The organism is Streptomyces sp. TOM-9 (genome assembly GCF_056858595.1).
Genome location: NZ_JBXEQB010000001.1, coordinates 8980838 through 9005739, shown reverse-complemented (window position 1 = coordinate 9005739; position 24902 = coordinate 8980838). Strand labels below are relative to the sequence as shown.

The window sequence follows — 24902 nt, the reverse complement described above, 5'->3', positions numbered from 1 at the left end:
CGTACGCCCTGCGGTGACGGGGTGGGTCAGCGGCCGGGGAACCGCTGCTTGATCTCCTGGAGCACCCAGCCGTTGCCGTCCGGGTCGCTGAAGGTGGCGAACGAGCCGTACGAGGCACGGTCGGGATGCAGGCCCGCGAGCCGCCCCTGACCTTCCTGCCGGTGGGTGATCTCCCCGCCCTCATGGCCGTGGAACAGCATCCCGCCGGCGTCGTGGAACACCTCGCTCACCTCGACGCCCCGGGCGACCAGCTCCGCACGGGCCTCCTCGATGTCGAGGACGGCCAGGTACAGCCCCTGGGCCGAGCCCGGCGCGGCGGAGGTGAGCCCCTGACCGAACATCACCGAGCACTCCGAGCCCGGCGGGGTGAAGTGCACCGCGCGCCAGTCCTCGCTGACGGCCTTGTCCAGATCCAGGCGGAATCCCAGCGCCTCGTAGAACGCCTTGGCCCGGTCGACATCGGACACGGGCAGCACGACAAGTTCCAGCTTCGTGTACATGGGGGCCTTCCTTCGTAGAGGACGGTGCGCCGCACGCCGGCGGTCACCGTTTTCGGGGGACGAGGACGGCGGAGCCACACCGGCGCCGCACGCCGGATCCCCGGCCGGGTCGCCGAAGGCTTCGAGCCGCAACTACCGGAGCGGCTCAGCCTGTCTTCGTGGTGATGACCGTAGGCCATTAGGTCGCAACCCGCAACACGCATCCACACGAATCGGGGCGAGCGTGACACACCTCACCGCACTTCACTGGGACTCCACCACACAGGAAGAGAATGACTACCGTCGCGGTTTCACCCACAACGGGGAGCGAACTAGACTGACCCGGAAAGGGAGGCCCGCACGATGCCGACGCCCACGACCGAGCGCAGTCCGCTGACCCAGCCCGCAGCCGTCGACGCGCTCCTGCGGTTCCTCAACACGCACGCTTCGGGGCCGAGGCAGCTCCCGGAGCGCTTCACGGACGCCCGCAGCATGCACGCATGGCTGCTGGAGCACGACCTGGGCACGGAGGCCACCCACGTCACCGAGGCCGACGCGGCCGCCGCACGCGAACTGCGCAACGCCCTGATCACCGTGCTGCTGGCGCACGCGGGCGACAAGAACACCACCCCCGGGGCGCTCGCCCGGGCGGAGGAGCACCTTCGCGGCATCGCCGCCCGCTACCCCCTGGTCACGGTCGTCACCGCCGAGGGGGCCCGTTTGGCGAGCACGCAGAGCGGCATCCCCGGGCTGTTCGGGACCGTACTGGCGAGCGTCACCGAACTCGCGCACGCGGGCGTGTGGGACAGGCTGCGGGCGTGCCGCCACGAGCCGTGCCACTTCTGCTTCTTCGACCGGACGCGCAACAGCTCGGCCGGCTACTGCGGCCCGAGGTGCGGTTCCCGCGCGTCCATGCGGGCCTACCGGCAGCGCAGGAAGGAGCAGGCCGCCGGAACGGCGGGCTGACCCCGCCGGCTGTGTCGCGCCGATGGTGCACCCCCGGCGCCCCGTGCCCGTGATATGAACCTCGAAGGACCGAACAGGCACAAATCGGGCGGGCCGTCCCGCGGGGGCCTGCCCCGCAGCCAGGACGTCCGGACATCTGCTGACCGGCGGAAGGCGGGCGGACATGCCGCACTACGATCTTGTGGTCCTCGGCGGGGGCAGCGGCAACATGCTGATCGGGGACGAGTTCGCGCACCTGCGCTGCGCCATCGTCGAACCGAGCCGCTTCGGCGGCACCTGCCTGAACCGGGGCTGCATCCCCAGCAAGATGTTCGTCGTCGCCGCCGACGCGGCCGAGGGCGCGCGGGCGGCCGCGCGGCTGGGGGTCCGCGCCACCGTCGAACCGGTGGACTGGAAAACCGTCCGCGACCGGGTGTTCCACCGGATCGACCCGCTCCACGACAGCGCGCTGGACTACCGCCGGGACCACGGCATCGACGTGTACACCGAGGAGGCGCGCTTCGTCGGGCCCAAGGTGCTGCAGGTGGGCGGGGAGCGGATCACCGCCGACACCATCGTCGTCGCGGTCGGCTCACGGCCCGACGTGCCCGACGTCCCCGGACTGGACACCGTGCCGTTCCACACCTCCGACACCATCATGCGGATCGAGGACGCACCCGCTTCGCTGGCCGTCATCGGCGGCGGGTTCATCGCGGCCGAGTTCGGCCACGTCTTCGGCGCGTTCGGGTCGGACGTCACGATCATCCAGCGGGGGCCGCGCCTGCTGATGGCCGAGGACGAGCAGGTGTCCGAGCGCTTCACCGAGCTCGTCTCCCGTCGGCACCAGGTCCTCCTCGGCGCCACCGTCACCGCCGTGGAACGCCGCCCCGACGGTGTCGAGGTGAGTGTGACCTGCGCCGAGGGCGAGCAGGTCGTCCAGGCCGAGATGCTGCTGGTCTGCACCGGCCGCCGGCCCAACACCGACCGGCTGGACGCGGCCGCCGGCGGGCTGGAACTCGACGGGCACGGGCACATCGTGACCGACGACACCTACCGCACGTCCGTACCGGGGGTCTGGGCCCTCGGCGACGCGGTGAACCACTTCCAGCTCAAGCACATGGCCAACGCCGAGTCCCGTGTCGTACGGCACAACCTGCTCCACCCGGACGACCTGCGCACCCTGTCCAACAAGCTCGCTCCGCACGCGGTCTTCACCAGCCCGCAGATCGCGAGCGTCGGGCTGACCGAGCAGGAGGCGCGCCGCCGCGGCGTCGCGTACCTGGTGAGCGTCCGCGACTACGCGGACACCGCCTACGGATGGGCCCTGGAGGACACCACCAGTTTCGTGAAGGTCCTGGCGGACCCCCACGACCGGACGATCCTGGGCGCGCACATCATCGGTCCCCAGGCCGCGACGCTCATCCAGCCGCTGATCCAGGCCATGGCACTGGGGCAGACGGCCGACCAGGTCGGCCGGGAGGTGCTGTACATCCACCCCGCGCTGACCGAGGCCGTCGAGCAGGCCCTGCTGGACCTGTAGGCCCGGGGTCCGGGTCCGCCCGGAGCGGTCCCGCCCGAGACGGGACCGCTCCGGGCCTTGACGCCCCGGCGGTGGGGGCTACATCTTCATGTGCTCCATGTCGTGCGCGTCCATTCCCCGGCCCATGTCCATCAGCATCCGGTGGATGTCGCGGACCGGCGACGGCATGACGACGAAGGGCCGCATCATGCCCTCGTCCTCGTGGTCGAGGAGGTGGCAGTGGTACATGACCTTGCCGGTCTGGTCGGCGAGACGTCCCGCCACGGTGACGAGGGTGTTGGCGTTGACGGTGATGGTGTCCTTCCAGCCGGACTCCTCCGGGGCGACCGGGACCGGGGCGCCGACCGTGATGGGCTTCCTGGTCTGCGCCGTGGCGAAGTCCACACCGGAGGAGTCGACGGCCCGCCGGTCGACGACCTGGAAGTTCATCAGGTGGATGTGCATCGGGTGGTAGATGGGCACGCCCTCGGGGGCGGCGCTGATGAAGTGCCACTTCTCCCAGGTGCCGGAGGCGCCGAAGAAGGTGGTGGTGTCCTCGAACATGCTGCCCGTGCGACGCAGCGTCCGGGTGCCGCCCGGCATGTCGACCGTCACGACGCCGGTGCCCGGCGCCGTGTCGGCCGGGACCTGCTCCATCTCCCAGATCTGGGGCATGGCGCCGGTCCTGTCGAAGCCGAGCAGGACGAAGCGCTCGGTCGCGTCCTTGGGTACATCGGCGAGGGTGAGCTTGCGGAACGACTTCGACAACGTTGTCGGAAGCGGGTGCAGCGCGCGGCGCTTCTTCTCGACGCGGAACTGCATGACGTCGGGGAAGGGGATCATGAAGTCGGGCAGCGCGGCCCCGGGGGTCTGGCCGGGGATGGTGTTGACGAGCTTGAGCTTCCTGCCGGGGAAGGCCGCGAAGTCGACGACGACGTCGGCGCGCTCGGCGGGCGAGAGGGAGATCGCCTCGTCGATGATCTGCGGCTTGCCGAGCAGCCCCATGTCGGTGCCGATGAGTCTCATGGCGCCGCGCACGACCTTGCCGGTCTCCGCGTCGACGACGACCAGGCGGTAGACGCGGGTGGTGGAGACGTTCACCAGGCGGAAGCGGTAGGCGCGGGCCTGCACGTCCAGGTACGGCCACACCACGCCGTTGACCATGGTGAACGGGTTCAGGCTCGCCAGGGCAGGCGGGATGGTGCCCGGCATCGGCATCGCGCCGCCGCCCAGGATCCGCTTGGCGAGGACCTGGCCGGTGAGGCGGCCCTGGGCGTCGGTGTCGAAGTTGACGTCCTGGATGGTCAGCGGGATCTCGTACTCGCCGCGGGGCAGTCCCAGCCGGTCCTCCTCCGCGTCGCGCACCACGTAGTTCCCGACCAGACCGGCCTGGACGTTGAGCGAGGTCACCGACATGGCGTGGTCGTGGTAGAAGAGGTGGGTCGCCGCCTGGTCGTTGGCGTACTCCCCCAACTGTCCGTTGCCGGAGGTGACTCCGAACTCCGCGGCGCCGTCGCTCAGGGCGTTCTGGTGGCCACCGTGCACATGGACGGTGGTCCAGGCGGTGAGCCGCTCGACCTCGGGGCGCGCGGCGGCACCCTCGGCACCGGGCCGGTTGTAGGGGAGCAGGCCGGGGCCGGGCCCCTCGGGGTTCACCCACACCGCCTTGACCGGCGTCCTGCCCTTGAGCTTGTTGTTCCAGGCGATGCGGACCCGCTCCCCGCTGCGGACCTCGATGGTCGGGCCGGGGAAGTGGCCGGCGTAGGTCCACAGCCGGGTCGGCGGCATCTGCGAGTGCAGCCGGACCGAGGACGGGACCATGTCGATCTCCGTGATCCCATGGCTCTTGGGGCGCAGCGTCGGCGGGACGCGCAGCGCGTCCCGGAACGGTTTCAACGTCGTGAACGTGGGCTCGTTCACGCCGTGCAGCGTGTCGGCCGCCTCCGCCGTGCCCTCGAAGACGCCGGCGGAGCCGAGGACTCCGGTGCCGGCGACGGCGACGGCCGCCGCGGTGACCCCGGCCATGCCGAGGACGGTCCGCCTGCTGGTCGTTGACATGTAAGTGTTCATCCTGTTCTGGGTGGTACGAGCGCGGGAGGCGGAGCTTCGAAGGACGCACATGCGCTCCCCTGGGTCCGGGGAGCGTCGTTCCGCGCGCCTCAGGACGGCGATGCCGAGCGGTCGACCTGCGGCCTGGGGAAATCCGTGCACGGACGGATGCCGTCGGGCCTGTCGGCCACCGGCATCCCGCGTCAGGGCAGGCACGTCGGCCTGCCGGCCGGTCCCGACGAGGGTCCTGTCGGTCCGGCGCTCCCGGAGCGCGCATCCTCCCGGTGGGTTCGCCACCTCGGTGCGGCACTCGTACCCGGGCATTCCCCCCAGCCTGCGCTGAGCCCCCCGCGCACTATTTGCTCGGTCAAGCAAGTAGAACAGTTGATTACTTGTACGTGCAAGTAGCTTGATTCGTCATCAAACCGGCGGCGGCACCACGGGCCCGCGGACGCACGGCGCACCCCGCTCCGGCATCCCCGCGGGATGCCGGAGCGGCCCCACCCCGGGCTCAGCCCAGGTAGAAGTCCCGGCGGGCGGCGACGAACTGCTCGACGGTCCTGGCGGGCACGCCCGTCACACGCTCGACGTCGTCGGACGCCCGGTCGTAGCGGTTCTCCCGGTGCAGCCGGCCCATGGTGGCGATGTGCGCCTCGACGTGCGGCGGCAGACCGGCCCGGCTGAGCACCTCGTCCCGCCACCGCTCCGGCGGCACGTCGACGTAGGCCACCTCACGCCCCAGCGCCCGGGAGAACTCCTCGGCCATCTCGGCCATGTCGAGCGTGCGCGGCCCGGTCAGTTCCAGGACCCGGCCGACGTGCGGGACCGGGTCGCGCAGGACCGTGGCGACGACCCGGGCGACGTCCTCCACGGCCACCGGGGACGTACGCCCGGTGCCGAACGGCAGCGCGATCGTCCCGGTCTCCCGGATCGACCGTGCCGCCAGTGCGGTGAACAGCGGATTGTCCAGGAAGGACGTCGGGCGGACGTGGACCACCGGCAGGCCCGACCAGTTCAGCACCTGCTCCGCCAGCCAGTGCAGCCGCTGCTGGTGGGACTCCCCCGTGCTGGTCGCGGTCATCTGCGACACCGTCATCTGCGACATGCCCACCAGCGCGTCCAGCCGCCCGTACGCGCGGGCGACGCTCGCCACCACGGTCGCCGCGAGCAGGTGATCGGTCGAGACGGGCATCGCGAAGTACATCCGCCGCGCACCCTCCAGTGCCGCCGCCACGGTCTCGGGCCGGGTCAGATCGCCGGTGACGACCTCCGCGCCGAGCGCGCGCAGCGCGTCCGCCCGCTCGTCGTCGTGGCGGACCATCGCGCGCACGGGTACGTCCTGCTCACGCAGGAGTTCGAGGACGGCACGGCCCACGCCGCCGACCCCGGTGACGAGGACAAGATTGCCGGCAACCATCGGTCGGTCTCCTTCTGGGTTGGCTGAGTTACGGGTGACGGGTGTGACCACGGACTCCCGTGGCGTCCGAGGTGCCGCAGGGCGCGCACCCCCACCCGCACCATTACGAGCATATGCTCCTATCTTGCGAGCGGCAAGCGCGGTCTTCGCCCCTGAGCGACCGGTCACCCGCGCACCTATACTCGCCAAGAGGGAGCCGTTCGATGACCAGCAACAGCGCAGTCGGAGAACACCGCCGCGAAGGCGCGCCCGCACGGATCGAGGGCACGGGTCTCGAGGAGGTCCTGCACGGCGCCCTCCGTGAGGCCCTGTTCCGGATGGACGCCGTCGCCGCGGCGGTCTACCTGCTGGACCCGGACGGCGCCGAACTGCGAGCGGCGATGATCGCCGGCAGCCCGCCCTCCATGTTCACGATCCCCTGCCGGATGACCATGGACATGCCCCGCGCGTCGACCCGCGCCGTCACCACGGGCGCGACGGCGGTGCTGCCCGATCCCGACCCGGCCGACCCGGACCAGCGCTTCGCACTGCCCTATCCGTACGCGGCCCTGGCGTCCCCGGCCACCGCCGGCGGGCACCGCTTCGGCGCGCTCACCGTGCTGCGCCTGGAGAGCCACGGCGACTACGGCCCCGCCGACCACACGGTGCTGCGGGAGATCGCGGACGCGCTGGCCACCGCCCTCGCCGAACTCGTCCGTCACGGCGTCGCCGTCGCGACCGGCCCCGCACCCGCCCTCGTACCGGTGTTTCACGCGAGCATCCACACCCCGGGCTGGGGGGTGCACGGCGTCCCCGGCTCGTCCGGCGCCAGCCTGATGTACCCCCTGCGTCATTTCGCCGAGCGCCTCAACCAGGCCACGACGGTGGACCACGTCGTCGCGGCGGCCCGGGACTGCATCATGTCCCCCTTCGGCGCCGGAGCCGTGGTGCTGGCCTCGGTGAGTGCGGGCCGGCTCTGGGTCCTGGGACACAGCGGACCGTCCTCCGCCCTGGTCCGCACCGTCCACGGCGCCAGACTCGGCGCGAGCACTCCCGCGGTGGAGGCGGCACGCGGGCACGCGCTGTTCCTGTCCGAGGGCCCACCACCGGGCACGGACCCGGACCGGCACGACGCCGGGCCGCGGGCCGAGGCCTACCTGCCGCTCGTCGTCGGGAGCAGGAGCGTCGCCGAGGTGTCCCTGATGAACCCGCGCATCATCGGGGTGTGCTGCCTGGAGTTCGAGGGGGCCCGCGCGTTCCCGCCCGAGGAGCGGACGGTGCTCGGCATGATGGCCGGCATGCTGGGGGCGACGGTGGAACGCGTCGAACTGGGCAGCCGGCAGCGCGAGATCGCGGAACACCTGCAGCGCAGGCTCCTGCCGCCCGTCCTGTCCGAGCTGCCGGGGCTGGCCACCACCGCGCGCTACCGGCCCGCCACGACCACCTGTCAGGCGGGCGGCGACTGGTACGACGTGATCAAGGTGTCGGACGACCGGATGGTGCTCGTCGTCGGTGACGTGGAAGGCCACGACCTGGACAGCGCCGCCGTCATGGGCCAGGTGCGCACCGCGCTGGCCTCGTACGCGACCGAAGGCCACCGCCCCGCCGTGGTGATCGACCGGACGGGCCGGCTGCTCGCCGAACTCGGCACGGAGCAGCTCGTGACCTGCTGCGTGGTCGCCCTGGACACCGCCGACGGTACGGCAGAGGTGGCTCTCGCCGGGCATCCGGCGCCGGTCGTACGGCGGCCCGACGGAGGCGTGGACGTCCTCGACGCACCTCCGAACCTTCCCCTGGGCGTCACCACGCAGCACCCTTACCGCAGTTGTGAGCACACCCTGTCCCCAGGGTCCGTGCTGATGCTCTACTCCAACGGCCTGACCGACTCCCTCACCGGGGACCACGGCGCGTGCGCGCGGACCCTGCTCCGTGCGGGGGTCCGGGAGACCGGGGCCGGGGCCGGGGCCGACCTGGAACAGGTCGCCGACCGCATGGTCGCCGAGGTCTCCGGCCCCCGGTGGCGCCGGGACGACGCGGTGCTGCTCCTGGCCCGATACGAAGGCGCCGCGGGCAAGGGGGCGCCGCTGACCGCGAGCCTGCACGTGCAGCGACGCGATCTGCACGGGGTCAAGGCGGCCCGGGCATTCGTCGACGAGCAACTGCACGCGTGGTCGCTGCCGGTGGTCTCGGACACCCTCCAGCTGATCGCGTCGGAGATCGTGACCAACGCCCTCATCCACGCGGGCAGCGACGTCGACGTCCGGCTGCGGGCCTTCGGCGACCACGTCCGGCTGGAGGTGCGGGACTCCGACAGCAACCCACCCGTCCCCTCGCCACTGGCCCTGGACGAGGAGGAGAACGCCGAGGCCGAGCACGGCAGGGGTCTGCTCATCGTGGAGGCCCTGGCCGGGCAGTGGAACACCTCGCCCAACGGCCGCGGCAAGACCGTCTCCCTGGACCTGCCCATCCCGCTCGGCTGACGGAACAGGCCTGGACCGGTGCCTCGCGGTCAGTGCCGATGTGCGTGGTCGTGGTCGTGGTGGTCGTGGTGGTCGCCGTGGTCGTGGCCCGCGGGCCGGCCGGCCAGGATCCGGGCGCGCGCGGTGACCTCGCCCGCACGGACCACGTCCTGTTCGGTGAGCACGTCCTCCAGCGCGGCCAGCCAGAGCCGGTAGTAGTTCCAGGGACCGTCCGCCGGCGGCGCCTTCTCCCAGGCCCGGATGCGCGCGATCAGCGCGGCCTGGAACCGGGGCCAGGCGAAGGCACCCGCTTCATGGAGGCCGACGGCCATGCCGAAGGCGCGGCTCTCCCACGGCTCGGCGAAGACCAGCTCGCCGTTGGAGCGGGGCGGCGCGGCCGGACCGTCGACGTCCAGGGGCGCGGTCACGGCGCCGTCACCTTCGCCACGCCGACCATGGCGTCCCGGGTCACCAGCGGCACGAGTTCCTCCTCCGTCAGGTGCCTGGTGCCGGCGGGGCGTTCGGGCAGCACCAGCCAGCGCACCTCGCTGGTGGAGTCGCGGACGGTGATCCGCACGTCGTCGGCGAGGTCGAGTCCCATCTCGGAGAGCACCGTGCGTGGTTCCCTCACCACGCGCGCACGGTAGGCGGGGTCCTTGTACCAGCTCGGCGGCAGGCCGAGCACCGGCCACGGATAGCACGAGCACAGGGTGCAGACCACCACGTTGTGGGTCGTCGGGGTGTTCTCCACGACGACGATGTGCTCACCCTGCCGCCCGGCGAAGCCCAGTTCCGCGATGGCCGCGGTGCCGTCCTGGAGCAGCCGGCGCTTGTACTGCGGGTCGGTCCACGCCTTGGCGACGACCTTGGCGCCGTTGAGCGGGCCCACCTGGGTCTCGTAGGTGGCGATGATCGTGTCCATCGCCGCCGGGTCGATCAGGCCGCGCTCGGTGAGCAGTTGCTCGAGCGCCTCGGTCCGCAGGGCCGGGGGGAGGTGGTCGCCCGGTCCGCTGGTGGAGGTCATCAGGGGGTCTCCAGGTAGCTCTCGAACAGCTCGGCGGTGACGGAGAAGGGCTCGGCGGCGGCGCCCCACAGTTCGCGGGAGTCGAACCGGACCGAGTAGACGTGCTGCGGGTTCTCGCCCAGGAAGTGCGCATGGGTGTCCGGCAACAGCGCGGCGGGCTGCACGAGCTCGACGACGCCGGGGTGTCCGCGCAGGTAGCCCGGCAGCCGCGTGTGCCCGGGCGGGGACATGTCCTTCGCGCGGACCCGCTCGCCGACGGCGAAGGCCGGCGGGGTGTCCACGGAACGCAGCGAGCCCGGTGCGGTGGGGGCGTAGTCGGGACGGGCCGGTTCGGGGACCGGTGGCTCCTCGACGCCCGCGCCGCGCAGGTTGCGGGCGCGGGTCTCGACCGCGGTGGGCGCCAGGACGGCGCTCTCGGTGAGCATCAGCTCCGCGGCGTTCAGCCAGCGGCCGAAGTAGCCGTCGTCCAGGTAGGCGGCCCGGTCCAGGCGTTCCGTGGCGTGCCGGAAGGCGTCCACGTTGTACCCGGACACCTGGATGGAGAGGATCGCCAGCGCGAACGCCCGGCCCTGCCAGGGCTCGGCGAAGACCGGTTCGCCGGGTCTCGGCGGCCGGACGGGCCCCCATCCCCGCGTGCCCCCCATGTCCGCGATGCCCTCCATGGCGCGCCCTTCCGTGTGCCGGGACCACTGGCACATCAGCTTGGACCCTGGGCGGCCGATGGCCCCGGCGACACGGCCCGCGCGCCTCCCGGTTCCATCCGATGGGCAGTCGGGCCCGCGTCCTACCGGGGGCGGAGGAACTCCCGGGCTCCGCGCAGACGGGTCCGTATGCGCCGCTGGGTGGCGCTGCTGTCGAGGCGGACGTCGAGGGGGCCGGGGACGGGGCCGTCGATGCGGAGTCCGGGGCGCAGCACGGTGGCGTCGAGTCCGTCGCGGCGGGCGATGAGCCCGCCCAGTTCGTAGCGGTTGAGTGCGTCCGTCCCGGCGAGGTGGAACACGCCCGAGGCGTCGGACACCGCGAGTTCCCACAGAGCGGAGGCGAGGTCCTCGACGTGCACCGGGCAGCGGACGTCGTCGGTGAACAGGACGCCGTCGCGCACGCCCGCGGCCAGGTCGTGGACCAGGCGCTCGTGCGCGGATCCGCCGTCGCCGATGATCAACGAGGTGCGCGCGACCACGGCGGCCGGCGCCAGGAGCCGCACCGCGGTCTCGGCGGCGGCCTTCGCCGCGCCGTACGGGCTGATGGGATCGGGCAGGCAGGTCTCGTCGTAGTGGACCCGGCCCCCGGAGAAGACGGCGTCACTGGAGACGTGGACCAGGCGGCAGCCGTGCTCCGCGGCGGCCAGGGCCACGCGGACCGAACCGTCGGCGGTGACCTCCCAGTCGCTGTACCCGCTGCTGGCGTTGACGACGGTGTCGGGGGCGACCTCGGCCAGTACCTCGCCGAGGTGCCCAGGGGCGCGGAGGTCGAGGTGGTGCCACGGGACACCGGGGACCCCGCCGGGGTGGCGGGAGCGGTACGTCGCGGCCGTCTCGAGACCCGCGGCCGCGGCCTGTCGTACGAGTTCCCTGCCGAGGAACCCGCTGCCGCCGACGATGAGGACCTTCACGGGCTTCACCGTAGGGCAGGCGCAGCACCGGCGGGGCTCCTCCGCCCCGGAAGACGGCGAGGGCGGGGGAGGAAGTTCCTGACGGGGCGACGCCCCCTCACCGGCCCGGGGACGAGTCGTGCTCGGGGCGCCGCTGCGGGGGGATCGTGCCGGACGGGGAGGGCGCGCCGGTCGCCCGGGGGCCCGTGGTGTTCCAGGCCTTGATGACGGGGCGGTCGTGCTCGGTGCCGAGCCGGCTGACGGTGCCGGTGTCCAGGGCGAACAGCGATCCGGCCGACGGCGGCAGGCCGAGGCGGCGGGCGGTGAGGACGCGCAGGATGTGGCCGTGCGCGACGAGCAGCACGTCGCCCGCGGCGGGGTCGCGCAGCAGCGGCTCGACGCGCGCGAGCACGCGGTCGGCGCGGCGGCCGACGTCCTCGGGGGCCTCCCCCGGATGGTCGGCGGGGCCGGGGGCCACGCCGTCGGCCCACAGGTTCCAGGTCGGGCGGGTGCGGTGGATCTCGGCGGTGGTGACGCCCTCGTAGCCCCCGTAGTCCCATTCCCTCAGGTCCGGGTCGATCTCGGCACCGGACACCCCGGCCAGTTCGGCGGTGCGTACGGCGCGGCGCAGGGGGCTGCTCAGGGCGAGGGCGATGTCGTGCCCGCGGAGCAGGTGGGCGACGCGGGCCGCCTCCCCCTCTCCGTGCGGTGTCAGGGGCAGGTCGGTGTGGCTGGTGTGCTGTCGGGACAGGGTCCACGCGGTTTCGCCGTGGCGGAGCAGGAGCAGGTCGCCCATGGTCGTTCATCCACTTTCGGCACAAAGGAACAGGGTGGTGCGGGTGGGGCGGTACGGAGCCCGCGCCGGCGGGCGCGGGCTCCGGCGGTGACTAGGCCTTGTCGTCCGCGGTGGTGACGGCGTGGCCGCCGAACTGGTTGCGGAGCGCGGCGATCATCTTCATCTGCGGGGAGTCGTCCTGACGGGACGCGAAGCGCGCGAAGAGCGACGCGGTGATCGCGGGCAGCGGCACGGCGTTGTCGATGGCCGCCTCGACGGTCCAGCGGCCCTCGCCGGAGTCCTCCGCGTACCCCCTGAGTCCGTCGAGGTGCTCGTCCTCGTCGAGGGCGCCCACGGCCAGGTCCAGCAGCCAGGAGCGGATGACGGTGCCCTCCTGCCAGGAGCGGAACACCTCGCGCACGTCGGTGACCGAGTCGACCTTCTCCAGCAGCTCCCAGCCCTCGGCGTAGGCCTGCATCATGGCGTACTCGATGCCGTTGTGGACCATCTTCGCGAAGTGGCCGGCGCCGACCGCGCCCGCGTGGACGAAGCCGAAGTCGCCCGCGGGCTTGAGGGCGTCGAAGACCGGCTGCACCTTCGCCACGTGCTCTGCCCGGCCGCCGACCATGAGGGCGTAGCCGTTCTTCAGGCCCCAGACGCCCCCGGAGACACCGGCGTCCACGAAGCCGATGCCCTTGGCGGCCAGCTCCCCGGCGTGCTTCTCGTCGTCCGTCCAGCGGGAGTTGCCGCCGTCGACGACGATGTCGCCCGGCTCCAGGAGGCCGCCGAGCTCGTCGACCACGGACTGGGTCGGGGCGCCAGCCGGCACCATCACCCACACCACGCGGGGTGCGTCGAGCTTGTCGACCAGTTCGGTGAGGCTGCCGACGTCGGCCAGGTCGGGGTCCCGGTCGTAGCCGACGACGGTGTGGCCGGCGCGGCGGATCCGCTCGCGCATGTTGCCGCCCATCTTGCCGAGGCCGACGAGTCCGAGTTGCATGTCAGGTGCTCCTTGTGTGTGTCGCGGGTGTGGTCGGCGGGCGGCGCGCACCCGGGGCCGGGCGGCGCCGCCATGGGAGTTCCCCCCGGGTCAGTTGCCCCGCAGGGACCGGTACGCGGCCACCAGGGCCGCGGTGGAGGGGTCGAGTCCGGGCACGTCGGCTTCGCCGGTCAGGGCGGGTTCGACGCGCTTGGCGAGGACCTTTCCGAGTTCGACGCCCCACTGGTCGAAGGAGTCGATGTTCCACAGGGCGCCCTGGACGAAGACCTTGTGCTCGTAGAGCGCGATGAGCTGGCCGAGGACCGAGGGGGTCAGTTCGGTCGCCAGGACGGTGGTGGTCGGGTGGTCGCCGCGGAAGGTCCGGTGCGGGACCTGTTCCTCGGGCACGCCCTCGGCGCGGACCTCGTCGGCGGTCTTGCCGAAGGCGAGCGCCTGACCCTGCGCGAACAGGTTGGCCATCAGCAGGTCGTGCTGGGCGGTGAGTTCCGCGCTCAGCTCGCCGGCCGGGCGGGCGAAGCCGATGAGGTCCGCCGGTATCAGCTTCGTGCCCTGGTGGATCAGCTGGTAGTACGCGTGCTGCCCGTTGGTGCCGGGCGTGCCCCACACGACGGGGCCGGTCTGCCACTCCACGGGGTGCCCGTCGCGGTCCACGGACTTGCCGTTGGACTCCATGTCCAGTTGCTGCAGGTAGGCGGTGAACTTGGACAGGTAGTGCGAGTACGGCAGGACGGCGTGCGACTGGGCGTCGAAGAAGTTTCCGTACCAGACGCCGAGCAGTCCGAGGATCAGCGGCGCGTTGGCCTCGGCCGGCGCGGTGCGGAAGTGCTCGTCGACGGTGTGGAAGCCGTCGAGCATCTCACGGAACCGCCCCGGGCCGATGGCGATCATCAGGGAGAGGCCGATCGCCGAGTCGAAGGAGTAACGGCCGCCCACCCAGTCCCAGAACTCGAACATGTTCTCCGGGTCGATGCCGAACTCCGCCACCTTGCCGGTGTTGGTCGACAGGGCGACGAAGTGCCGGGCGACGGCCTTCTCCTCCCCGTCGAATTCGGCCAGCAGCCAGCTGCGCGCGGAGGTGGCGTTGGTGATCGTCTCGATGGTGGTGAAGGTCTTGGACGCGACGACGAACAGGGTCTCGGCCGGGTCGAGGCCCTGCAGGGCCTCGTGGAGGTCCGCGCCGTCGACGTTGGAGACGAAACGGAACGTCAGCGAGCGGTCGGTGAACGGCCGCAGCGCCTCGTACGCCATGGCGGGGCCGAGGTCGGAGCCGCCGATGCCGATGTTGACGACGTTCCTGATCCGCTTGCCGGTGTGACCGGTCCACTCACCGGAGCGCACCCGGTCGGCGAAGGCGGACATCTTGTCGAGCACCGCGTGGACCCGCGGCACGACGTTCTCGCCGTCCACCTCGACGACGGCGTCCCGCGGCGCGCGCAGGGCGGTGTGCAGGACGGCCCTGCCCTCGGTGACGTTGATCTTCTCGCCGCGGAACATGGCGTCGCGCAGCTCGAACACGCCGGTGGCGGCGGCCAGGTCGCGCAGCAGGGCGAGGGTCTCGTCCGTGACCAGGTTCTTGGAGTAGTCGATGCGCAGGTCACCGACCTCCACCGTGTAGCGCCGCGCGCGTGCGGGGTCCGCCGCGAACAGCTCGCGCAGGTGCGGTCCCGGCCGCGTGGCGGCGCGGTGCTCCGCCAGTGCGGCCCACTGCGGGCGGTGGCTCGGCTCGGGTGTGTCAGGCATCGTCCTTCTCCTGGTTCTCGTGCTGGTGCGCGCGCTGGGGCGGCACCGGGGCGGCCTTGCCGGAACGGGCCCTGGCGGAGGGGGCCTTCGCCGGGAGGGCCTTCGTGCGGGGCGCCTTGACCTGGGCCCGCAGCGCGGCGGCGTAGGCCTCGTCCGGGTCGAGACGGCGGAGCTCCTCCGCGATGAGCTCCGCGGTGGTGCGCACCTTCAGCGCCAGGGCGCGGGTGGGCTGTCCGGGGATCGACAGCCGGGCCACGGCGCCCTCGGGGCGGTCGATGGTGACGTCGCCGTGCGGGGTGCGCAGCCGGACCGCGGTCACGACGGGCCCTTCGGTGACGACCCGTTCGACGGGTACGCGCAGCCGGTCGGCGAACCAGCGGGCCAGCAGTTCGGCGCTGGGGTTGTCGGCCTCGCTCTCCACGACCGCGGAGGTGACCCGGGCCTGGGCCTGGTCCAGCGCGGCGGCGAGCATGGAGCGCCACGGCGTCGTCCGGGTCCACGCGAGGTCGGTGTCGCCGGGCGCGTACGCACCGGCCCGGGCCGCCAGTGCCTCCAGCGGCCGGTCGACCGCGTAGGCGTCGGTGATGCGGCGCTGGGCGAGGGCCCCGAGCGGGTCCTCGGCCGGCACGTCGGGTGCGTCCGCAGGCCACCAGACGACGACGGGGGCGTCGGGCAGCAGCAGCGGCAGGACCACGGAGTCGGCGTGCCCGGCCACTTCCCCGAACAGCCTCAGCAGCACCGCCTCGCCGGATCCGGCGTCGGAGCCGACGCGGACCTCGGCGTCGACGCGGGAGGGGGTGCGCCGGCCGCTGGTGCGCGACGGCCGCTTGATGACGACGAGGGTGCGCGAGGGGTGTTCCTGAGCGGCCTGCTCCGCCGCCTTCAGGGAGTCGTGGGCGTTCTCCTCGTCGGTCACGATGACCATGGTCAGGACCATGCCGACGGCGGGGGTGCCGATGGCGCGGCGGCCCTGCACCAGGGCCTTGTTGATGTGGCTTGCCGTGGTGTCGGTCAGGTCGATCCTCATGGCCTGCGCCAGCTCCGTCCGTCTCGTGCGAGCATCTCGTCGGCCTCCGCGGGGCCCCAACTGCCCGCGGTGTACTGCGCGGGCCGTCCGTGCGTGTCCCAGTGCTCCTCGATCGGGTCGAGGATCTTCCAGGACTCCTCCACCTCCAGGTGGCGGGGGAAGAGGTTGGCGTCACCGAGCAGCACGTCGAGGATGAGCCGCTCGTACGCCTCGGGGCTGGACTCGGTGAAGGACTCGCCGTAGGCGAAGTCCATCGTCACGTCGCGTATCTCCATCGACGTCCCGGGCACCTTCGACCCGAAGCGCACCGTGATGCCCTCGTCGGGCTGGACGCGGATGACGATCGCGTTCTGCCCGAGTTCCTGCGTCGCCTCCGGGCCGAACGGGGAGTGCGGGGCGCGCTGGAAGACGACCGCGATCTCGGTGACGCGGCGGCCCAGGCGCTTGCCGGCCCGGAGGTAGAAGGGGACGCCCGCCCAGCGGCGGTTGTCGATCTCCAGCTTGATCGCGGCGTAGGTGTCGGTCCTGGACTCGGCGTCGATGCCGTCCTCCTCCAGGTAGCCGTCCACCTCCTCGCCGCCCTGCCAGCCGTGCGCGTACTGCCCGCGCACGGTGTGCGCGCCCAGGTCGCCGGGGAGCCGTACCGCGCGCAGCACGTTCAGCTTCTCGGTGAGGAGCGACTCGGCGTCGAAGGAGGCGGGCTCCTCCATCGCGGTCAGCGCGAGCAGTTGGAGCAGGTGGTTCTGGATGACGTCGCGCGCGGCGCCGATGCCGTCGTAGTAGCCCGCGCGGCCGCCGATGCCGATGTCCTCGGCCATCGTGATCTGCACGTGGTCGACGTAGGAACGGTTCCACAACGGCTCGAACATCGTGTTGGCGAACCGCAGCGCCAGGATGTTCTGGACCGTCTCCTTGCCCAGGTAGTGGTCGATCCGGAAGACCTGCTCCGGGGCGAACACCTCGTGGACGAGCGCGTTGAGTTCCCGCGCGCTGGCCAGGTCGTGGCCGAAGGGCTTCTCGATGACCGCGCGTCGCCAGGAGCCCTCGGGGGCGTCGGTGAGTCCGTGCTTCTTCAGCTGCCGCACGACCTTGGGGAAGAACTTCGGCGGTACGGACAGGTAGAACGCGTAGTTGCCGCTGGTCCCCCGGGTGGCGTCCAGCTCGTCCACGGTGACGGCGAGCTGCTTGAACGCGACGTCGTCGTCGAAGTCTCCGGGGATGAAGCGCATGCCCTCGGCGAGCTGCTGCCAGACCTCCTCGCGGAACGGCGTCCGGGCGTGCTCGCGCACCGAGTCGTGCACGACCTGGGCGAAGTCCTGGTCCGCCCAGTCGCGGCGCGCGAAGCCGACGAGCGAGAAGCCCGGCGGCAGCAGCCCGCGATTGGCGAGGTCGTACACCGCAGGCATCAGCTTCTTGCGGGACAGGTCGCCCGTCACGCCGAAGATCACCAGACCGGACGGGCCGGCGATGCGCGGCAGCCGCCGGTCGGACGGATCGCGCAGGGGGTTGGGCCACGGGGTGGTGGCGGGTGCGGTCGGGTCCTTGCTCATCGCGCGTCGGCTCCCTTGCCGTTCAGTGCTGTTCCGATGGCCTGCAGCAGTTCGGCCCAGGCCGCCTCGAACTTCGCCACGCCCTCGTCCTCCAACTGCCGGACGACCTCGTCGAGGGGGATCCCCAGTCGTTCCAGGGCCGTCAGGTCGGCGCGGGCCCGGTCGTGGCGGCCGGTGACGGTGTCGCCGTCGACGCGGCCGTGGTCGGCGACGGCGTCGAGCGTCGCCTCCGGCACGGTGGTGACCGTTCCGGGCGCGACGAGTTCCTCGACGTAGCGGGTGTCCCGGTAGGCCGGGTCCTTCACGCCCGTGGAGGCCCACAGCGGCCGCTGCTCGTGCGCGCCCGCCGCGGCGAGCGCGGCCCAGCGGTCGCCGGTGAAGAACTCCCGCTGCGCGCGGTACGCCAGCCGGGCGTTGGCGAGCGCCGCCCTGCCCTTCAGGGCCGACGCCTCTTCCGTGCCCAGCTCCGTCAGCCGCCGGTCGACCTCCGTGTCGACGCGGGAGACGAAGAAGGAGGCGACGGAGTGCACGGTGGACAGGTCGATCCCGGCCGCACGCGCCTTCTCCAGACCGGTCAGGTACGCCTCCATGACCTCGCGGTGGCGCTCCGGCGAGAAGATCAGCGTGACGTTCACGCTGATGCCGAGGGCGGTGACCTCCGTGATGGCCGGCAGGCCCTCCTCGGTCGCCGGGATCTTGACCATCACGTTGGGGCGGTCGACCAGCCAGGCGAGCTGCCGGGCCTCGGCGACGGTCGCCCGCGTGCGGTGGGCCAGGCGCGGGTCGACCTCGATCGACACCCGGCCGTCCCGGCCGCCGGTCGCCTCGTGCACGGGTCTCAGGAGGTCGGCCGCGGCACGCACGTCGGCGGCGGTCATCATGCGGACGGCTTCGTCCGGGGTGACGCCGCGCGCGGCCAGGTCGGCGAGCTCTTCCCGGTAGTCCTCCCCCGAGCCGATGGCGGCCCGGAAGATGGACGGATTCGTGGTGACGCCCACCACACGTCCCGATGCGACGAGTCGGGCGAGGCCGCCGGAGGCGATGCGTCTGCGCGACAGGTCGTCCAGCCAGACCGAGACTCCCTCGGCGGCCAGTCGCTGCAACGGTTCCGCGGTTGCGGTTGGTTCTTCGTTCACTGTGATCATCTTCTTTCTGCGCTCGCGTCAACCGCGGCGGACCCCAAACGATTCCCGGCTGTGGAGGGCCGTGTTTCCGCAGGTGACGGAGGTTTCCCTCCCCGCGGGCATGACAGCGCGGGCCCCGGGAATGTGACGAGAGACGAAGATCACGCCGCGCGTGGGTGCCGCGCGGGCCCGCCGGCCCTTGCCCGCTGCCCGTCCCGGCGACGACGTGTCATGCGGATCCGCTCCGCCCGGCACCGACGAGGTCGCCGCAGGCGTACTCCTGCTCGGACGCCGCCACGCGTGGGCCTTCGGCCGCCCACAGCCGCAGCCGGGCGTCGTGCAGCCAGTACGCCGCAATTGCTGCGGAAACATCCATGATGTCTGCTATCTCCTGATAGGCGAAGCCTTCAACGGCCGCGAGGTACACGGCGAACCGCTGTTCCTTCGGCAGCGTGAGGAGGGCGGCCCGGACGTCCGCCTCGGACAGCAGGACGAACTCGTCCAGCGCGGACACCCGCACCCCCTGCGGGATCCCGGACTCCGGGGGCAGCACGCACACCTCCGGGTGGGGGCCGACGAACGCCGAGGCCAGGAGGTCGTAGAGCCAGGCCCGGTGGTCGATGCCGTCGAGGAGGTGCGGGAACGCGGCGTACGCCCGGGTGAACACCTCCAGGACGAGCCCCTCCGCCTCGGCCGGGTCGCCCGTGACGCCCAACGCGGCCCGGTAGACGGGGTCGAGGAGGGTCAGCACGTCACGCTCGAAGCGGGCCTCGCGCCCGGCGGAACCGTCCTCGTCGCCGACGGCCGGCCGCACCGGCTCCTCGGCGGCCTGCCGGGCCTGCGGGGCGCGGACGGTCCTGCGGTGGCGGCCGCTCCCGGGAGCCGTACCGCTCCCCCGCACGTACGGTTCGCCGTCGACGCTCCGGCCCCGGTGCCGGCCACCGCCCGGGCCGGACACCGCGTACCGGATTCCTGCGGTGGACTGGGCGTTCGTCAGCGACTGAGGCATGTGCGTCTCTTTCCGGGATGACTTGCGGGGTCGGTACGGTCACGCGGGCGCGGTGGCCGCGCCGCACGGCTCGGCATTAATTGCTTCGCGCAGCAAATATATATCCTTCGCGAAGCAAGTAAAGTAGGGGGCATGCACGATGCCGCACACCGCCCGGAATCAGACCCGGATCTGCTGGATCCCCTCAATCCGGACGAAGAAGCCCTCATGCGGTCCCTCAGCCGTGTCATCTACGCCCTGCCCCGCGCACTGGACGCCGACATGACCCGCGAGCAGCAGCTCCCCCTCATCGAGTACCGGGCGATGATGAACCTCTCGGAGGCGCCCGGGCGGCGGATGCGGATGAGCGACCTCGCCGCCGCCTGCGAGATGTCGCTCAGCGGCATGACGGGCGTGGTGCGCCGGCTGGAAGGCCAGGGGTTCATCCGGAGGGTCAGGTGCGAGCGGGACGCCCGGGGCTCGAACGCCGTCCTCACCGACGCCGGGCTGGCCCGCCTGGAGGAGGCCTGGCCGACCCACCTGGCCTCCATGCGCCGCCACTTCCTGGACCACCTCGCCGGTCTCGACCTCCGGGCGCTCAGCGCGGCGCTGCGCACCGCGGCAACCTGACCCCGCCTCTTTTCCCGAGGTCAGAGCCGCGCCGAGGGGCCCGTACCCCCGCAGCCGCGCGGGGACCTGATCTCGCGCCGCCCCGTCCGGGACGTGCATACTCAGGCCCTGCGGGCGCGCCGGCACCCGCGACGATCGGGAGGTACGCGATGGTGTCGTCGTCAGGGACGGAATCCCGGAGGGTCACGATCCATGACGTCGCCCGGTCCGCGGGGGTGTCGCGGCAGACCGTGTCGCGGGCGCTCAACGACAAGGACGAGATCGACGGCACCACCAAGCAGCGTGTGCTGGAGGCCGCCCGCGAGCTCGGCTACCGGCCGAGCCGCTTCGCCCGCGGCCTGGTCCGGCAGGACACCACCACGATCGGGCTGGTCATCCCCGACCTGCTCAACCCGTTCTTCACCGAGGTCGCCGCGGCCGCGCTGGAGGCGGCCCGGGCACGCGGCTGGCACGTCGTCGTCTACGACACGGGGGACAGGGCCGAGGAGGAGTTCGGCACCCTGCAGGTGATCGCCTCGCAAGTGGACGCGGTCGTCGGCTACTTCAGCTGCTCCGAGCACGACCTCGAACGCTTCACCCGCGGAGTGCCCGTGGTGCTCATCGGCCGTGAGCACCACACGGCGCGGTTCAGCTCGATCCGCATCGACGGCGAGGAGGGCGTCAACGCCGCGGTCGCCCACCTGGTCGCCGCGGGCCACCGGCACATCGGCATGCTCGACCACGACGGCCGTGCCGAGCCGAGCGTCCGGCGCGAGTGGTTCGCCACGGCCGCGGCGGCCCACGGGATCGACGCGGGCAGGGTGGTCGGGGCCGCCCAGTCGGCCGACGGCGGCGGGACGGCGCTCAGGAAGCTGCTGGCCGCGCATCCCGACGTCACCGCGGTCTTCACCTTCAACGACATCATCGCCATCGGCGCCCTGCGCGAGGCGCGCCGGCTCGGCAGGGCCGTCCCCGAGGACCTCGCCGTGGTCGGCTTCGACGGACTGCAGCTCGGCACGCTCGTGGAGCCCCCGCTGTCCAGCGTCGCGCTCGACACACGCCGGCTCGGCGCGCTCGCCATCGACCAGGTCGCACGGCTGCTGACCGGGCTGGAACCGCTCGGGGCCGACGACCTCGTCGTCCGCGCCGAGCTGCGGCTGAGCGGCTCCGCTTAACCTGCCGGACCCGTGCGCGCCGCAAACTCTTGACACTTGACGGCACCGGAGCGCACACTTCCGAACAATTCTCAATGGCCCCGTGAGCGTTCACGTGAACGCTCACGTGAACGCTCACGGGACCGGAACACGTGGTTTTGCCCAACCTTGCGACGGTGCTCGGTGCGTGCACCGGAACCCGTCGCTCCCCCTGTCCCTCCTCTCCAGCACGGCCCGCCTGAGGTGTCAACGTCGACCCGGCTGGCGCCCACGCCAGTCGTCCTCCGGAACGGAAACCATGAGCAGCACAGTCACGCGCATCCGCGTCGCCGCCGTCGCCGCGGCAGCCAGCATCGCCGTACTCGCCGGATGCTCATCGCCGGCCCCTTCGGGTGACAGCGCATCGGCAGACGCCTGCGCGCCCGCGAAGGGCAAAGTCACCCTCCAGTACTGGAACACCGTTCCCGGCATGGACGAAGTCGTCGCGCTGTGGAACAAGAAGAACCCGAACATCCAGGTCGAGACGAAGAACATCTCCAACGACCAGTACGGCACCATCGGCAACGCCCTCAAGGCGGGCAAGGCGCCGGACCTCGCCCAGGTCGGCTACGACGAACTGCCCAACCTGCGCAGCCAGGACGCCTTCGCGGACGCCTCCGCCTGCAAGGCGGCCACCGACGCCAAGTCGGCGTTCGTGCCCTGGACCTGGTCGCAGGCCAGCTTCGGCGGCACCGGGGTGTTCGCCATCCCGCAGGACACCGGCCCGATGGCCCTGTACGTGCGCAGCGACATCTTCAAGAAGCACGGCCTGGAGATCCCCAAGACCTGGGACGAGTACGCGACCGAGGCGCAGAAGCTGCACAAGGCGGACCCGAACCTCAGCATGACGTTCTTCGACCCGAACAACGCCGAGTGGTTCAACGGGCTCCTCTGGCAGAACAGCGCCGAGATGTACTCCTACTCCGGCGACAAGTGGCACGTCGCCGTCGAGTCCGAGCAGAGCAAGCAGGTCGCCGACTACTGGCAGAAGCTGATCGACGCCAAGCTGGTGCGGACCGACCTCGCCCACGGCTCGACGCAGATGTACACGGCGTACCAGAAGGACCAGATCGCCACCTACGTCGGCGCCGCCTGGGGCTACAGCATGTTCCGCGACAACCTGCCCAAGCAGGCCGGCAAGTGGTCGATCGTGCCGATGCCGACCTGGGGTTCGAGCGCCGCGTCCGGTGACTGGGGCGGTTCCACCGTCGCCTTCATGAAGGGCGGCAAGCACCCCTACGAGTCGGTCAAGTTCAACACCTGGCTGAACACCGACCCCGAGGCCCTCGCGCTGGAGAACAAGCTGGGCGGCCTCTACCCGGCGGCCACCGCCGGTCTGGCGCTCCCCGCGCTCTCCCAGGGCGTGGCCTACTACGACAACGAGAAGATCTTCGACGTCTTCGCCGAGTCGTCCAAGAACATCGACACCGACTTCACCTGGGGCCCGACCCAGAAGACGGTCAACCTGGCGCTCCAGGACGCGATGGCCAAGGCGACCGCCGGTGACGGCACCGTCGCCGACGCCCTCACGGCCGCCCAGGACGCCGCGCTGAAGTCCATGAAGGACCAGGCGATCCCGGCCACGGCGGGCAAGTGACCGTCGCATGACCGACCTCGCAACCCGCGCGACGCGCGGGGTGGCGACCACCGAGGGCCGCCGTCGCCGCCACAACGGCGGCGGCCCCCGGGCGGGCACCATCGCCGCGTTCGTGACCCCGTTCTTCCTGCCGTTCGTCCTCTTCTACCTGGTGCCGATCGGCTACGCGTTCTGGCAGAGCCTGCTCGTCGTGCGCCGCACCGGCGGCCAGTACGGCACGTCGTACACGACCTTCGGCGGTCTGGAGCAGTACACGCAGGTCTTCCAGAACACCGAGTTCTGGGGCAGCATCGGCCGCATCGGGCTGTTCGGCATCGTGCAGGTGCCGGTGATGCTCTTCGTGGCGCTGGTCATGGCGCTGCTGCTCGACACCCCCCTGCTGAAGCTCAAGGCCTTCTTCCGCATCTCGGCGTTCATGCCGTACGCCGTGCCCGGCGTCATCGCCGCGATCATGTGGTCGTACCTCTACTCGCCGCAGATCAGCCCGGTCGTCGACCTGCTCAAGGGCGTCGGCCTCCAGCCCGACTTCCTCGGTCCGGGTGCCGTGCTGTGGTCGACGGCGAACGTGTCGACCTGGCTGTGGACCGGCTACAACATGCTGATCATGTTCTCCGCGCTGCAGTCGATCCCGCAGGAGCTCTACGAGGCCGCCAAGCTCGACGGCGCCAGCAACTGGGCCATCGCATGGCGGATCAAGGTGCCGATCATCGCCCCGTCGGTCGTCCTGACCACGGTGTTCTCCATCATCGGCACGCTGCAGCTGTACGCCGAGCCGGCGGTGCTGCGCCAGATCTCCTCGAACATCTCGAGCACCTTCACCCCGAACATGCTCGCGTACACGGTGGCCTCCGGGAACAACTACCAGCAGGCGGCGGCGATCTCCGTGGTCATCGCCGTGATCACCTTCGTCTTGAGCTTCGGGTTCATGCGACTGACCTCGAAGAGGGCCGGACTGTGAGCGACCAGACCCCGATCCGCGAGAGCCGCGTCAGCCGCACGGCCGCCACGGCCCTGATGTTCCTGCTGGCGGTCTACTTCCTGCTGCCGGTCTACTTCCTGGTCGTGGCGGCGACGAAGCCGCAGGGCGACCTCGCCTCCACCAACGGCCTGGCGTTCTCGCACTTCGACCTCTTCGCCAACCTCGACACCCTCTTCACCCGCAGCGACGGCATCTTCGGGCGCTGGGCGCTGAACAGCGTGCTGTACGCGGTGCTGGGCGCGGCGGTCGGCACCCTGATCTCGGCGCTGTGCGGCTACGCGCTCGCCAAGTTCCCCTTCCGGGGCCGCGAGTTCCTCTTCTCCGTCATCCTCGGCGGGATCCTCGTACCGACCACCGCGCTCGCGCTGCCGCTGTTCCTGCTGTTCTCGGCGACCGGGCTCGTCAACACCTACCTCGCGGTGTTCCTGCCCAGCATCGTCAGCCCGTTCGGCGTCTACCTGGCCCGGATCTTCGCCGCGTCGGCCGTCCCCCAGGAGATCCTGGAGTCGGCGCGCCTCGACGGGGCCGGGGAGTTCCGGACGTTCTTCTCGGTGGCGTTCAAGCTGATGACGCCCTCGCTGGTGACCATCTTCCTGTTCCAGTTCGTCGCGATCTGGAACAACTTCTTCCTGCCGATGGTGATGCTGCAGAAGGAGTCGCTCTTCCCGATCACGCTCGGCCTGTACCAGTGGAACGGCCAGACCGCCCGCGCCCCGCTGCTGCAGGAGTCGGTGATCACCGGTTCGCTGGTCTCGATCGTGCCCGTGATCGTCGTGTTCATCCTCCTCCAGCGGTTCTGGCGCACCGGACTGGCCGCCGGCTCGCTCCGCTAGCCCCGCGCCGGCACCCCCGCGCTCC

General features: G+C 71.6%; 22 protein-coding genes. 8 read left to right on the top strand and 14 right to left on the bottom strand.

Annotated elements, in window-relative coordinates:
- Window positions 1-26 precede the first annotated feature (26 nt).
- A complete protein-coding gene (locus AC1VWI_RS41270; protein WP_499516190.1) occupies window positions 27-500 on the bottom strand; it encodes a VOC family protein in 474 nt (157 codons plus the stop codon).
- 342 nt (window positions 501-842) lie between these two features.
- Between AC1VWI_RS41270 and AC1VWI_RS41265 the strand changes: the two genes are divergently transcribed.
- Together AC1VWI_RS41265 and AC1VWI_RS41260 are read left to right on the top strand one after the other, a co-directional pair.
- Entirely contained in the window at window positions 843-1445 is a 603-nt protein-coding gene (locus tag AC1VWI_RS41265; protein ID WP_499516189.1) for a CGNR zinc finger domain-containing protein, read from the top strand.
- Window positions 1446-1608: 163 nt separating this feature from the next.
- A complete protein-coding gene (locus AC1VWI_RS41260; RefSeq protein ID WP_499516188.1) occupies window positions 1609-2964 on the top strand; it encodes a mycothione reductase in 1356 nt (451 codons plus the stop codon).
- Between the two features lie 78 nt (window positions 2965-3042).
- Here the strand turns inward: AC1VWI_RS41260 and AC1VWI_RS41255 are convergent, their stop codons facing one another.
- Window positions 3043-5001, bottom strand: coding sequence for a multicopper oxidase family protein (locus tag AC1VWI_RS41255; protein WP_499516187.1), 1959 nt, complete (start codon window positions 4999-5001; stop codon window positions 3043-3045).
- A gap of 502 nt (window positions 5002-5503) precedes the next feature.
- Window positions 5504-6409, bottom strand: coding sequence for an NmrA family NAD(P)-binding protein (locus AC1VWI_RS41250; RefSeq protein WP_499516186.1), 906 nt, complete (start codon window positions 6407-6409; stop codon window positions 5504-5506).
- 203 nt (window positions 6410-6612) lie between these two features.
- Between AC1VWI_RS41250 and AC1VWI_RS41245 the strand changes: the two genes are divergently transcribed.
- Window positions 6613-8868: a SpoIIE family protein phosphatase gene (locus AC1VWI_RS41245; protein ID WP_499516185.1), complete on the top strand. Its 2256-nt coding sequence runs from the start codon at window positions 6613-6615 to the stop codon at window positions 8866-8868.
- A 29-nt stretch (window positions 8869-8897) separates the two neighbouring features.
- On the opposite strand, the gene AC1VWI_RS41240 is transcribed toward AC1VWI_RS41245, so the two are convergent.
- From AC1VWI_RS41240 to AC1VWI_RS41190, 11 genes are all read right to left on the bottom strand, one after another.
- Entirely contained in the window at window positions 8898-9275 is a 378-nt protein-coding gene (locus tag AC1VWI_RS41240; protein WP_499516184.1) for a nitrile hydratase accessory protein, read from the bottom strand.
- The gene (gene nthA, locus AC1VWI_RS41235) at window positions 9272-9871 is read right to left on the bottom strand and encodes a nitrile hydratase subunit alpha (RefSeq protein ID WP_499516183.1); all 600 of its coding nucleotides are present in this window, start codon (window positions 9869-9871) and stop codon (window positions 9272-9274) included. Before nthA ends, AC1VWI_RS41240 begins: the two co-directional genes overlap by 4 nt.
- Complete coding sequence (gene nthB / locus AC1VWI_RS41230; RefSeq protein ID WP_499516182.1) at window positions 9871-10533, bottom strand: nitrile hydratase subunit beta; 663 nt, start codon at window positions 10531-10533, stop codon at window positions 9871-9873. Before nthB ends, nthA begins: the two co-directional genes overlap by 1 nt.
- 122 nt (window positions 10534-10655) lie before the next feature.
- Complete coding sequence (locus AC1VWI_RS41225) at window positions 10656-11483, bottom strand: SDR family oxidoreductase (RefSeq protein ID WP_499516181.1); 828 nt, start codon at window positions 11481-11483, stop codon at window positions 10656-10658.
- A 97-nt stretch (window positions 11484-11580) separates the two neighbouring features.
- Window positions 11581-12258, bottom strand: coding sequence for a histidine phosphatase family protein (locus AC1VWI_RS41220; RefSeq protein WP_499516180.1), 678 nt, complete (start codon window positions 12256-12258; stop codon window positions 11581-11583).
- A 91-nt stretch (window positions 12259-12349) separates the two neighbouring features.
- The gene (gene gnd, locus AC1VWI_RS41215) at window positions 12350-13237 is read right to left on the bottom strand and encodes a phosphogluconate dehydrogenase (NAD(+)-dependent, decarboxylating) (RefSeq protein ID WP_499516179.1); all 888 of its coding nucleotides are present in this window, start codon (window positions 13235-13237) and stop codon (window positions 12350-12352) included.
- Window positions 13238-13327: 90 nt separating this feature from the next.
- On the bottom strand, window positions 13328-14977 hold the full coding sequence (pgi, locus tag AC1VWI_RS41210) for a glucose-6-phosphate isomerase (protein WP_499516178.1): 1650 nt from the start codon (window positions 14975-14977) through the stop codon (window positions 13328-13330).
- Window positions 14970-16004: a glucose-6-phosphate dehydrogenase assembly protein OpcA gene (gene opcA / locus AC1VWI_RS41205; RefSeq protein ID WP_499516177.1), complete on the bottom strand. Its 1035-nt coding sequence runs from the start codon at window positions 16002-16004 to the stop codon at window positions 14970-14972. Before opcA ends, pgi begins: the two co-directional genes overlap by 8 nt.
- Window positions 16001-17554 carry a glucose-6-phosphate dehydrogenase gene (zwf, locus tag AC1VWI_RS41200; RefSeq protein ID WP_499516176.1) on the bottom strand — a complete coding sequence of 518 codons (1554 nt, stop codon included), beginning with the start codon at window positions 17552-17554 and terminating at the stop codon, window positions 16001-16003. Before zwf ends, opcA begins: the two co-directional genes overlap by 4 nt.
- Window positions 17551-18699 carry a transaldolase gene (gene tal / locus AC1VWI_RS41195; protein WP_499516175.1) on the bottom strand — a complete coding sequence of 383 codons (1149 nt, stop codon included), beginning with the start codon at window positions 18697-18699 and terminating at the stop codon, window positions 17551-17553. The genes zwf and tal overlap by 4 nt, the downstream gene beginning before the upstream one ends.
- A gap of 208 nt (window positions 18700-18907) precedes the next feature.
- Window positions 18908-19687 carry an RNA polymerase sigma factor gene (locus AC1VWI_RS41190; protein WP_499516174.1) on the bottom strand — a complete coding sequence of 260 codons (780 nt, stop codon included), beginning with the start codon at window positions 19685-19687 and terminating at the stop codon, window positions 18908-18910.
- A gap of 132 nt (window positions 19688-19819) precedes the next feature.
- Here AC1VWI_RS41190 and AC1VWI_RS41185 point away from each other — a divergent pair, with 132 nt between their 5' ends.
- From AC1VWI_RS41185 to AC1VWI_RS41165, 5 genes are all read left to right on the top strand, one after another.
- Window positions 19820-20296, top strand: coding sequence for a MarR family winged helix-turn-helix transcriptional regulator (locus tag AC1VWI_RS41185; protein ID WP_499516173.1), 477 nt, complete (start codon window positions 19820-19822; stop codon window positions 20294-20296).
- Between the two features lie 149 nt (window positions 20297-20445).
- On the top strand, window positions 20446-21450 hold the full coding sequence (locus AC1VWI_RS41180; RefSeq protein WP_499516172.1) for a LacI family DNA-binding transcriptional regulator: 1005 nt from the start codon (window positions 20446-20448) through the stop codon (window positions 21448-21450).
- Between the two features lie 277 nt (window positions 21451-21727).
- Window positions 21728-23065, top strand: a complete 1338-nt coding sequence (locus tag AC1VWI_RS41175; protein WP_499516171.1) for an ABC transporter substrate-binding protein — start codon at window positions 21728-21730, stop codon at window positions 23063-23065.
- A 7-nt stretch (window positions 23066-23072) separates the two neighbouring features.
- Window positions 23073-24023 (top strand): carbohydrate ABC transporter permease, encoded by a 951-nt coding sequence (locus AC1VWI_RS41170; protein WP_499516170.1) that lies wholly within the window; start codon window positions 23073-23075, stop codon window positions 24021-24023.
- A gap of 56 nt (window positions 24024-24079) precedes the next feature.
- Complete coding sequence (locus AC1VWI_RS41165) at window positions 24080-24877, top strand: carbohydrate ABC transporter permease (RefSeq protein WP_499517036.1); 798 nt, start codon at window positions 24080-24082, stop codon at window positions 24875-24877.
- The last annotated feature ends 25 nt before the right edge of the window (window positions 24878-24902 follow it).